The organism is Streptomyces sp. NPDC057253 (assembly GCF_042669125.1).
Taxonomy (GTDB): Bacteria; Actinomycetota; Actinomycetes; order Streptomycetales; family Streptomycetaceae; genus Streptomyces.
Map to the genome: position 1 here is coordinate 1 of NZ_JBHUXV010000220.1, position 9,312 is coordinate 9,312.

Consider the following 9,312-nt stretch of genomic DNA (forward strand, 5'->3'; position numbering starts at 1 on the left):
GTCGCGCAGTTCCCCGCGCCCCTTCAGGTAGGCCGACGGGCCCTGGGTGCGGATGCTCCCAGGGCCCGTCGTACGACATTCAAGGTGCCGTCGGCGATCAGGCCTCGGTCTTGTCCTCGGCCTCGGCCTCGGCCGGAGTCTCCTCCGACGTGGCCTCGACGGTCTCGGCCGTCTCGTCCTCGTCGTCGTCCAGGTCGATGACCTCGCCGTTGGTGTCCTTGACCGTGGCGGCCTCGACGACGACCGCGAGGGCCTTGCCGCGGGCGACCTCACCGACGAGCAGCGGGACCTGGCCGCCCTCGACGACCGCCTGGGCGAACTGGTCGGGGGACATGCCGGAGGAAGCCGCGCGGCGCATGAGGTGCTCGGTGAGCTCCTCCTGGTTGACGTTCAGCTTCTCGCGCTTGACGAGCTCGTCGAGGACGAACTGGGTCTTGATGCCCTTGACCGCGGCGTCCTTGGTCTCGGTGTCGAACTCCTCGGCCGTCTTGCCCTGGATCTCGAGGTACTTCTCGAGGTCGAGGCCCATCTGGCCGAGCTGGTGGTGCTCCAGGTTGTGCTTGCGGGTGTTGATCTCGTCCTCGAGGAGCTTCTCGGGGACGGGCACCTCGACGAGCTCCAGGAGCTTCTCCAGGACGCGCTCCTGGGCCTGGGTGGCCTGGTCGTACTGCTTCATGTTCTCGAGGCGCTTGCGGCTGTCGGCCCTCAGCTCCTCAAGGGTGTCGAACTCGGAGGCGAGCTGCGCGAACTCGTCGTCCAGCTCGGGCAGTTCGCGGGCGGCGACCTGGGTGACCTTGACGGTGACCTCGGCCTCCTTGCCGGCCGCCGAGCCGCCCTTGAGCTCGGAGGTGAAGGTGGCCTCGCCACCGGCCTCCAGGCCCTTGACCGCGTCGTCGATGCCGTCGAGGAGCTCGCCGGAGCCGATGGTGTAAGAGACGCCGCTCGCGACGCCGTCCTCCAGCACCTCGCCGTCGACCTTGGCCTCCAGGTCGATGGTGACGACGTCGCCGTCCTCGGCGGCGCGCTCGACCGGGGAGGTCGAGGCGAAGCGCTCGCGGAGCTCGGTCACGGCCTTGTCGACGTCCTCGTCGCTGACCTCGACCGCGTCGACCTCGACCTCGATGCCGGAGTAGTCCGGGATCTCGATGGTCGGGCGGACGTCGACCTCGGCGGTGAAGTTCAGCGTCTCGCCGTCCTTCAGCTCGGTGATGTCGACCTCGGGCTGGCCCAGGACGTCGATCTCGGCCTCGTTGACCGCCTCGGTGTAGAACTTCGGAAGCGCCTCGTTGACGGCCTCCTCCAGCACCGCACCGCGGCCGAACCGCTGGTCGATGACGCGCGCCGGGATCTTGCCCTTCCGGAAGCCCTTCACCGTGACCTGCTGGTTGATCTTCTTGTACGCCGCGTCGAGGCTGTCCTTGAGCTCCTCGAAGGGCACCTCGATGCTGAGCCGAACCCGAGTCGGGTTCAGGGTCTCCACGGCGCTCTTCACGGTTCGGTCTCCTTGTGGCTGACTTCTCGGATTCTGCCGGGGCCAGAACGGCTCCGGCGGATAGCCGCCCGGAGGACTTCTAGTAGGAGAGACACACGGGCGTGCAGCTTGCATAGTAACGGCAGCGGCGACACGCCCCAAAGGCGATCACCGAAGCGAGCGCGCGCGGTGATCGCGCAGGTGGTCGGGGTGGCGGGATTTGAACCCACGGCCTTCCGCTCCCAAAGCGGACGCGCTACCAAGCTGCGCCACACCCCGTCTGGTGCGACACGTAGGGTACATGCCCGCAGGCTGCGGGGTTACCGCATTTCGCGAGCGCGCAGGGATGCGTACGCGCGCGGGAGCACCGTGGGAGCGCTCGGTGGACGTCCGGCACGGGAAGGGATGTGCGACGAGGCGTGACGACCCGCTACGATGCTTGCGTGCCGCCGGGGAGTGATCCGTGGCGTGTGCTGTGCGGGCGTAGCTCAATGGTAGAGCCCTAGTCTTCCAAACTAGCTACGCGGGTTCGATTCCCGTCGCCCGCTCCACATGAGTCAGGGCCAGGTCCGAGGATCACTCCTCCGCCTGGCCCTGAGTCGTTTCCGGGGCTCCGATCAGCACTGGTGTACTGGGGCCGTTCTCGCAGACGGATGTCGATCGTCGCGCCGACCTGCCGCAAGCCCGGGTCCGTGGACCAGTGCACCCGCTCTTCAGGGGAGCTTGTGGGCGAGGACGTCGAGGCGCTCGACGGAAGGCGGTTGGGCGAACAGTTCGCCGGCTCGTTCCATCAGGGCTTTGCCCAGGCGACCGGCGAGATGGGCCTGGCGTGCGTCGTCATCGGGAAAGGCGTCGAAGACGGCGAAGGTGGACGGGCTCACCCGCACGGCGAACCATGCGACGGTGCCGGGCTCCTCCTGGACGAGGGCAAGGCCCTTGCGGAGAAAGGCGGCGACCTCTTCCTCCTTGCCAGGCAGGGCCTCGACCTGTACGTGCAGGGCAACGTTGACGTCGGCCATGAAGGGGCTCCTTGCTCAGGCTCGGCCACCCGGGAGCGGCAGGGCACCGAATTGATGGGTGGGACCGAACGGGTCTCCTGTATGACCGCGTCGACACCTCACCCTCCACCCTTTTGCCCCGGTTCGTGACCTTGGACGGCACATGACCACCGAATACGGCCAAATCGCGACCTACTGGGATCAGGTCAATTCCGCTCACACTCGAACACATGGGGGCGACCAGGGATCAGGACACGCACTTATGCCATCGCTGCGGGGTGACGAGCCCCACCGTGCGCGAGCGCGGGCGGATCGATCTCATGGCCAGGTTCTGCGAGGCGTGCTGGAACGTCCTCGCCAACGAGATGGCCGTGACCGATGGCGCCACCGCTCCCCCGAGGCCGGAGCCGGATCCCGACGACGTGTCATGGATCGAGCCCCCTACTTGCCCCAAGTGCGGCGCGTTTGTGCGGATCTACCCGACCACGTACGACCGATGGGTCAGCCTCTCCGCAGCGGAGATGCCCGCCAAGGACGTCCCGGAGCCCTTCCGCTGGCGCCTGATGAGACTGCCGGACCTCTCCCGTGTCACGACCGACATCGTGGCTGTACGCGTCCGTGGAATCGATCCGCTGCCCGGGGAGCCGGTCGTACCGGCCCACCGCATGATGTGCGTCCCCGAGCGGGACGAGCCGTAGATCACGGTGAGCGTCCCGGGAACCAGCGGTTCAGCCACTTGCCGGCTCAGGCGGCATCCGCATACGCGATCTTCCAGACCAGCTACGCGGGTTCGATTCCCGTCCCGTCGCCCGCTCCGATCAGGCCGTCGGCCCGGATCCTCATCGAGGGTCCGGGCCGGCGGCCTGTGGCGTGTCTAGAACTGGATCGAGTTGATGGTGTCGGCTATCGAGTCCAGGAAGCGTTGGATGTCGTCGGCCATGCCGGTCGAGGCGAGGAAGAAGCCGAAGAGCACCGCGACTATGGCGGGGCCGGCCTTGATGGAGCCTCCCCGCATCAACACCACCAGGATGATCCCCAACAGCAGCACCACTGACAGCGAAATGGCCACAACTGATCACACCCTCGGTCGGTCCGCTCTCCCGGCCCGGGGACGCGACCCCGCGACCCCCGCCAGAACCATCGTGCCACCAACGCGGCCCGCATATGCGGCCGGTGAGGCAACGTTTGGCCATGCCGATACACGCCCCGCAACCCCTGGCCGGTTCCTTTCGGTTCCCGTCCACCGCGCCCACACATCCCGTTCGCAGGGAATTCGAATGACCGGCACAGGCGTGGGGTGAGTACGCTCATGTGGCATTTGAGGGGGATTAATCCGGGCAATACGGGCTTGTTGAAGTCGCCTCAGAAGTGAACAACGAGCCACCAAACAGCCGGTTTTACGGAAACACACAGCCGGGGCTAGGGTCCCTCAGATGTTTCAAGCCGCCAAGCCACGCGACGCCTTCTTCGACAACGCCAAGTACCTGGCGATCGTCCTGGTGGCCGTCGCGCACTCCTGGGAGCCCCTCAAGGGCGACAGCCGGATCCTGGAGGGCGTGTACACGGTCGTGTACTCGTTCCACATGCCGGCGTTCATCCTCATCTCCGGGTTCTTCTCCCGCAGTTTCGACATGCGCCCGGACCGGCTGAAGCGGCTCGTCACCGGCGTCGCGGTGCCGTACATCGTCTTCGAGACGGCGTACTCCCTCTTCAAGCGGTACGCCGACCACGACCCCGGCATGGAGATCAGCCTCCTCGACCCGTGGTTCCTCACCTGGTTCCTGGTCGCCCTGTTCATCTGGCGGCTGACCACACCGATCTGGAAGCTGGTGCGATGGCCGCTGCCGCTCGCGCTCGGCATCGCGATGCTGGCCTCGGTCACCCCGGACATCGGTGACGACCTCGACCTCCAGCGGGTGCTCCAGTTCCTGCCGTACTTCGTGCTGGGCCTGGTCATGAAGCCGGAGCACTTCCGGACGGTGCGCCGGCGCTCGGTGCGGATCGCGGCGGTGCCGGTGTTCGCGGCGGCCCTCGCCGTCGGCTGGTGGGCGGTGCCGCGCATGAACACCGAGTGGTTCTACCACCGCAACGCCGTCCAGGAGATGGGCGCGCCCTGGTGGACCGGACCGGTCATGGTGCTGGCCATGTTCGGCAGTTCGCTGCTGCTGACGGCCTGCTTCTTCGCCTGGGTGCCGGGCCGGCCGATGTGGTTCACCACGCTCGGCGCCGGCACGCTCTACGGCTATCTGCTGCACGGCTTCCTCATCAAGGGCGCCGGTTTCGCGGGCTGGTTCGACCACGCCTGGCTGCACCGGCCGGCCGGCGAGCTCTTCGTGAGCGCCCTCGCCGCGATCGCCGTCACCCTGCTGTGCACCGCGCCGGTGCGCCGGGTCTTCCGGTGCGTGATGGAGCCCGACATGAACTGGGCGTTCCGGCGGGAGGCGGCCGAGGTGGCCGGCGCGGCCAAGGGGCGCGAGCAGCAGAAGGCCGCGGCTCAGGAAACGGCCACGCCCCGGGAGAAGGCCGCGCCCCGCGACAAGGTCAGCGTCTAGTCAGTCGCCTGCGACCAGACCGAGCAGCGCGCGCATCCTCGCGTACTTCTCGGTCAGCCGTGTCCGTGTCACCTCGTCCAGGACGGCGAGGCGGGCCGGGTCCGCGTTGTGCGCCAGGTCGGCCTCCTTCACCAGCAGCGCGCCCGGGGTCGCGAGGATGCGCCCGGCGTACGCCTCCGGTGGCTCTCCGGCCCGCTTGGTGACGGCGAGCACGATGTCCTTCGTACGACGGCTCAGGGCGGCCTCTTCGAGCCAGCGCGCGGAGAGGGCGTCGTCCTCGACGGAGTCGTGCAGCCAGGCCGCCGCGATCTGCTCCTCGTCGCCGCCCCGCGCGCGCACGCCCTCGGCGACGGCCCTCAGGTGTTCGGCGTAGGGCCGTCCCGCCTTGTCGGTCTGGCCCGCGTGGGCGGCTCGGGCGGTGGCCTCTACGTCGGCGAGCGTCAGTCGGTTCACTCGTCCAGTGTGTCCCGGCGCAGGGCGGCGCGGGCCGGGAGACCGGCCGCGGTGAGGCCGAGGACGACGATCGCGTCGGCGAAGGCGCCGTGGACGAGCGGAACGAACGTACGGAGGGAAGAGGTCGGGGGCGATGCGGACGGCCGGCGGATCGGGCCTGGGGTGAACCCCGCCCGCCTCAGCGCGGCAGCGCCTGAGCCGTCGGCCCCTCGCGGGAGATCAGCAGCAGTGCCCGGTCGTCGTTGACGTCCTTCGCGACCGCCTCGATCAGGTGCCAGGCGGCGCCGTGGAAACCGCCCGCCACATACCGGTCGGCCTCCCCGGTCAGGCGGTCGATGCCCTCCACTATGTCCCGGTCGGACGTCTCCACCAGACCGTCGGTGAAGAGCATCAGTACGTCACCGGGGCGCAGCGAACCCTTCACGGGGTCGAACTGGGCACCGTCGTACACCCCGAGCAGGGGCCCTTCCGCGGCCTTCTCCTCCCAGCGGCCGCTGCCGGCGCTGAGCTGGAGGCCCGGCGGATGACCGGCCGAGTAGAGCTCGTAGTCGCCGGAGTCCAGGTCCAGCACCAGGTGGATCGAGGTCGCGAAGCCCTCGTCCCAGTCCTGGCGCAGGAGATAGCCGTTGGCGGCGGGAAGGAAGGCGTGCGGGGGCAGGGAGCCGAGCAGTCCGCCGAAGGCGCCCGAGAGCAGCAGCGCACGGGAGCCGGCATCCATCCCCTTTCCGGACACATCGGTCAGCACGACCTCCAGCGTCCGGCCGCCGTTGGTCCGGGCCGCGACCACGAAGTCGCCGGAGAACGACTGCCCGCCGGCCGGCCGCAGCGCCATCTCCCGGTGCCAACCCTGGGGCAGCTGCGGCAACTTGCTCTGCACCCGGATGCGTTCGCGCAGGTCGAACAGCATGGTGCCGCCGCGCCGCCAGGGCACCCCGACCCGACTGCGGAACTGGGCGATGAGCAGGCCGAAGAAGCCACAGGCGGCCACCACCAGGACCACGCCCGGCGTGACCCGGGACGGCCCCTCGGTGTACGGCCCCAGCTGCACCGACTCCACGATCAGCGCGGTCGCCGCCGCCGCGTACAGGCCGAGCAGGCTCGCCGGGCGCAGCAGCAGGCCGCCCGCGACGATCGGCAGGACCAGCGCGGCCGGTGAGCACCACACGGAGTTCATGAGAGTGACGGACGCGATGAGGGGCACGGTGAGGAGGAGACCTGCGAGCGCGACCCAGTCCGAGCCGTCGCCGCGGAAGTAGTCCACGGCACTTCTGCGCAGGCCGACGCGGGCCCGGTGCCACTGCATCCTCAACCGGGCCGTGAACGTCTCGGCTTCCGCGCGCCGCTCTCGTCCTGCTGCCATTAGTTCGGGACCCTATCCATCGAACCCGCTGCTTGGCACGGGAGGTCCCACTTGTCCCCCGTCCGAGCTTCAACTTCACAGTGAACTTCACCGAAGGCCGCTGCGACGCCGCCAAGCCGAAATTCCCTCGCTCGTCACGCATTGCCCTGGTAGGCATGGAGCATGGGGACTGACGTGCGGGTGCTTCGACGGGACGACTGGGACGAGTGGTACGACAACCTGCTCCGCGCTTTCGGCGGGATCCCGGAGCCTGCCGAGGAACGGGAGGTGTTCCGTGAACTCACGGAGATCGACCGCTCCATCGGCGTCTGGGACGACGGGCGGTGCGTGGGGACGGCGGGTGCGTTCAGCTTCCGGCTGACCGTGCCGGGCGGCGCCGCGGTGCCCACCGCGGGCGTGACCATGGTGAGCGTGGCGGCCACCCACCGGCGGCGCGGGGTGCTGACCTCGATGATGCGGCGCCAGCTGGACGACGTGCGCTCCTGGGGCGAGCCGCTGGCCGTGCTCACGGCCTCCGAGCCGGTGATCTACGGCCGCTTCGGGTACGGCGTCGGCACCTACCACGTGAACGCGGACATCGACACGACCCGGGTCCGGCTGTCCGTGCCGCCCGGCACCGACGACGTACGGCTGCGGTACGCGGCGCCCGCCGAGGTGCTCGACGCCTGCGAGGCCGTGTACGACCGGCTCGTATCGCGGCGGCCCGGGATGATCGCCCGGATCCCCGGCTGGGAGCGGCTGTGGCTGCTGGACCCGGAGAGCACGCGGGACGGCGCCTCGCCGCTCCAGTGCGTGGTCGCGGAGCGGGACGGCGAGGTCGTGGGGTTCGTCCGGTACCGGGTCAAGGCGGGCTGGGAGGCGGCCGGGCCCAAGGGCACGGTGGTCGTCTCCGACCTGGAGGCGCTGGACCCGGCCGGACACGCCGCGCTGTGGCGGTTCCTGTTCGACCTCGACCTGACCTCCCGGATCGACGTCCGGCGCCGGCCCGTGGACGAGGCCTGGCAGTACCTGGTCTCCGACATCCGGCGCTGCTCGGTGCTGGTGCGGGACTCCCTGCACGTACGGCTGGTGGACGTCGGCGCCGCGCTGGAGGCGCGGACCTATCAGACGCCGGTGGACGTGGTGGTGGAGGTCGAGGACGCCTTCTGCCCCTGGAACGCGGGGCGTTGGCGGCTCAGCGGGGACAGCAAGGGGGCGTCGTGCGAGCGTACGACGGACTCGGCCGATCTCGCCTTGTCCGTACGGGAGTTGGGGGCGGCGTATCTCGGCGGGGTGAGCCTGGCCTCGCTCGCGGGGGCGGGGCTGGTGCGGGAGTTGCGGCAGGGGGCGCTGGCGGAGGCGTCGGCGGGGTTCGGGTCGGTCGCGGTGCCGTGGCTGCCGCACGGGTTCTGAGCCCCGACTCCCCGAGTTCTCAGGGTTTCTGGCAGGTCGGACACCAGAAGAGGTTGCGGGCGGCGAGATCGGCGGTGCGGATCTCGCCGCCACAGATGTGACAGGGCAGATTGGCCCTGCGGTAGACGTAGACCTCGCCGCCGTGGTCGTCCACGCGCGGCGGGCGGCCCATCGCCTCCGGGGTGTGCTCGGGGCGGACGGTGTCGATGCGGTTGTTCCTGACGCCCTCGCGCATGAGCTCGACGAGGTCGGTCCAGATCGCGTCCCACTCGGCCGGGGTGATGTCCCTGCCGGCCCGGTAGGGGTCGATGCGGTGCCGGAAGAGGACCTCGGCGCGGTAGACGTTGCCCACGCCCGCGATGACCTTCTGGTCCATCAGGAGGGCGGCGATCGTCGTACGGCTGCGGGAGATCCGTCGGTACGCCGCCTGCGGGTCGGCGTCGGTGTCGGCGCGGAGGGGGTCGGGGCCGAGGCGGTCGTGTATCGACTGCTTCTCGGCGGGGGTGATCAGGGCGCAGGTGGTGGGGCCGCGGAGGTCCACGTACGCCGTGCTGTTCGCCAGGCGGAGGCGGACGGTGTCGGTGGGCGGGGGTGCGGGGGCGTCGCCGAAGGTGACCTTGCCGAAGAGACCGAGGTGGATGTGGACCCAGTCGGTGGCGCGGAAGCCGAGGAAGAGGTGCTTGCCGTGGGCTTCGGTGCGGGTGAGTTCTGAGCCGGTGAGGAGTTCGGCGGCGTCGGAGAACTTGCCCTGGGGGCTGGTGACGTGGGGTTTCGTGCCCTGGAACGCGGCGCCGTAGTCCTGGGCCAGGCGATGGATCGTGTGGCCCTCGGGCACGGTGGCTCCTCTTGTGCGTGTCTGGGTGGGCGCCGGGTGCTTCTCGCCCCTGCCGCCCCTACCCGTCCCGTCCTCCAGGGGGTTGAGCCCCCTTCGACCCCCGTCGCGGGGGCCCGCCCCCGCACCCCCGCTCCTCAAACGCCGGAGGGGCTGGATTTCACAACGCCGGGGACCCCGAGACACCCAGGGGCGCGGGGAACTGCACGACCAGCCCCCACGCGCCCGCAGTCGACCCCGCCCCCGTCCGGCCC

At 69.8% G+C, this 9,312-nt stretch carries 9 protein-coding genes and 2 tRNA genes; 4 read left to right on the plus strand and 7 right to left on the minus strand.

Annotated elements, in window-relative coordinates; translation table 11 throughout:
• Positions 1–97: 97 nt before the first annotated feature.
• Positions 98–1,492 (minus strand): trigger factor, encoded by a 1,395-nt coding sequence (gene tig / locus ACFULQ_RS47325; RefSeq protein ID WP_383557538.1) that lies wholly within the window; start codon positions 1,490–1,492, stop codon positions 98–100.
• 181 nt (positions 1,493–1,673) lie between these two features.
• Positions 1,674–1,750, minus strand: a tRNA-Pro gene (locus ACFULQ_RS47330).
• 198 nt (positions 1,751–1,948) lie between these two features.
• Between ACFULQ_RS47330 and ACFULQ_RS47335 the strand changes: the two genes are divergently transcribed.
• Positions 1,949–2,022: transfer RNA gene (locus ACFULQ_RS47335), tRNA-Gly, on the plus strand.
• 162 nt (positions 2,023–2,184) lie between these two features.
• Here ACFULQ_RS47335 and ACFULQ_RS47340 read toward each other — a convergent pair.
• A complete protein-coding gene (locus ACFULQ_RS47340; RefSeq protein WP_383557542.1) occupies positions 2,185–2,490 on the minus strand; it encodes a putative quinol monooxygenase in 306 nt (101 codons plus the stop codon).
• Between the two features lie 257 nt (positions 2,491–2,747).
• Here ACFULQ_RS47340 and ACFULQ_RS47345 point away from each other — a divergent pair, with 257 nt between their 5' ends.
• Positions 2,748–3,167, plus strand: coding sequence for a DUF6083 domain-containing protein (locus tag ACFULQ_RS47345; RefSeq protein ID WP_383557544.1), 420 nt, complete (start codon positions 2,748–2,750; stop codon positions 3,165–3,167).
• A 176-nt stretch (positions 3,168–3,343) separates the two neighbouring features.
• Here the strand turns inward: ACFULQ_RS47345 and ACFULQ_RS47350 are convergent, their stop codons facing one another.
• Entirely contained in the window at positions 3,344–3,538 is a 195-nt protein-coding gene (locus tag ACFULQ_RS47350; protein WP_020136157.1) for a hypothetical protein, read from the minus strand.
• Positions 3,539–3,902: 364 nt separating this feature from the next.
• Between ACFULQ_RS47350 and ACFULQ_RS47355 the strand changes: the two genes are divergently transcribed.
• On the plus strand, positions 3,903–5,021 hold the full coding sequence (locus ACFULQ_RS47355; RefSeq protein ID WP_383557547.1) for an acyltransferase family protein: 1,119 nt from the start codon (positions 3,903–3,905) through the stop codon (positions 5,019–5,021).
• Here ACFULQ_RS47355 and ACFULQ_RS47360 read toward each other — a convergent pair whose 3' ends face one another.
• Positions 5,022–5,474 (minus strand): HD domain-containing protein, encoded by a 453-nt coding sequence (locus tag ACFULQ_RS47360; protein WP_383557550.1) that lies wholly within the window; start codon positions 5,472–5,474, stop codon positions 5,022–5,024.
• Positions 5,475–5,652: 178 nt separating this feature from the next.
• Positions 5,653–6,834 (minus strand): PP2C family protein-serine/threonine phosphatase, encoded by a 1,182-nt coding sequence (locus ACFULQ_RS47365; protein ID WP_383557553.1) that lies wholly within the window; start codon positions 6,832–6,834, stop codon positions 5,653–5,655.
• 162 nt (positions 6,835–6,996) lie between these two features.
• On the opposite strand from ACFULQ_RS47365, the gene ACFULQ_RS47370 reads away from it, so the two are divergent.
• Positions 6,997–8,226, plus strand: coding sequence for a GNAT family N-acetyltransferase (locus ACFULQ_RS47370; RefSeq protein ID WP_383557556.1), 1,230 nt, complete (start codon positions 6,997–6,999; stop codon positions 8,224–8,226).
• Between the two features lie 19 nt (positions 8,227–8,245).
• Here the strand turns inward: ACFULQ_RS47370 and ACFULQ_RS47375 are convergent, their stop codons facing one another.
• Positions 8,246–9,061 (minus strand): Fpg/Nei family DNA glycosylase, encoded by an 816-nt coding sequence (locus ACFULQ_RS47375; protein ID WP_383557559.1) that lies wholly within the window; start codon positions 9,059–9,061, stop codon positions 8,246–8,248.
• Positions 9,062–9,312: the final 251 nt, after the last annotated feature.